Raw genomic sequence first — 1,534 nt, forward strand, 5'->3', positions numbered from 1 at the left:
CATGCGGCCGGGGGCGTGAGTGAGGGCGAACTCCGGCCTGCTGGCCATGACGGCGGCCTGCGGGGTGACGCCGCAGGCCCAGAAAACCGGCACGTCCCCGGGATGGAGGTCCACCGGGTCGCCGAAGTCGGGCCTGGCGAGATCGGCGATGCCGAGATCGGCGATGCCGAGGTCGGCGGGGTCGCCGACATGGACTGGCGCCCCGTGCATGGTGGGGAACCTCTCGCTCACCTCCCGGGCGGTGTCGATCAGAGCGGGCGGCACCGGCCGCATCGACACGACGAGAGGGCCGCTGAGCCGCCCGGCCGGTGCGCACTCGCGCGTGGTGACGTACATCGGCACGTTGCGGCCCTGCTCGATGTGGCGGACGGGCACGCCCGCGGCGGTCAGTGCCGCTTCGAAGGTGAAACTGCATCCGATGAGGAACGCGACGAGATCGTCCCGCCAGTAGTCCGTGGCGTCCGGCACCTCCGCCACCAGCGTGCCGTTCTCGTACACCCGGTAGGCCGGCAGGTCGGTGCGCAGATCGGCGTCGGTGGCCAGGTGCCGCGGGTGGGGATCTCCCGGATCGGTGACCTCCAGCACCGGGCACGCGGCGGGGTTGCGATAGGCGAACAGGAGCGCGTCGAAGGCCAGGTCGCGAGGCACGGCGAGCAGGTTGGCCTGGGTGTGACCGCGGCACCAGCCGCTGGTCGTGAGCGGGAGGGCGCCGGTGCGGAACTGGGCACGGGCCTGCGTCGGCGTCAGCAGCGAGGGCTGAACGGGGAGGCTCATGGTGGGTCTTATGCCCACAGATGGCGATTGTGTGCGGGTTCGTGCCCTTGCCCACCGGTGATGGCCACGGGCCAGTGGGTGCCGGTTACCCGGTACCGGCTACTCCGCGTGCGGCGCTGTGTCGGTCACCGCCCAGCGCCCGCTCGCGGCGTCGTACGCGGCGACCTGTGTGGGCGACCCGCCGTCGTATCGCCACAGCTTCGAGCCGTGCGGCAGGCCGGTGATCGGGGTTGTGGCGGCCGGCGGGTCCACGACGGCGTCGACGGTGGCGGCCTGCGCGGCGGTGCGGCGCATGCCGTCGAGCCGCGCGACCGTCGCGGCGTCCAGGTGGATCTCACTCGGCAGCCCCAGATTGACCACCAGGGACCAGCGCGGATCCGGCCACGCGGCGGCGAGCTCGTCGAAGCCCGCCGCGCGGTGGCCGCCGGAGCGCTCGCCCAGCGCTTCGCCCATCGCCGCCGGTGAGGTGAACGCCATCAGGTACGTGCCGTTGCCGATGGTCGTGGTCGCGAACCGGCCCTGGGACTGTGCCCGGCCCGGGGCCCGTGCTCGGCCCGAGGTGTCGGCTCCGGCCGCATCTTCGGTCAGCAGGAGCAGATGGTCGGTCGTGAGCAGCAGTTCGAAGCAGGCCAGGTGGTCGCCGCGCTGCTTGCACTCGGCGAGCCGGGCCTCCAGCGGAACGCCGCCGCCGGCCGGGCCCGGCCGTGCGGGCGACGACCGTCGCGCGGCCGGCTGCCGGGCCGCGTGCCCGGACGGCGCG

Annotated in this window: 2 protein-coding genes; both read right to left on the minus strand. The window is 73.7% G+C overall.

Annotation, left to right across the window (positions count from 1 at the left end):
- Positions 1 to 774, minus strand: a 774-nt coding sequence (locus tag HKK72_RS39150) for a putative hydro-lyase (protein WP_187239414.1), incomplete at its 3' end; no start/stop codon positions are given.
- A gap of 99 nt (positions 775 to 873) precedes the next feature.
- On the minus strand, positions 874 to 1,534 hold a 661-nt coding region (locus tag HKK72_RS39155; protein WP_187239415.1), incomplete at its 5' end, for an SseB family protein.

It is taken from the genome of Actinomadura sp. HBU206391 (assembly GCF_014323665.1).
Taxonomy (GTDB): domain Bacteria; phylum Actinomycetota; class Actinomycetes; order Streptosporangiales; family Streptosporangiaceae; genus Actinomadura_C.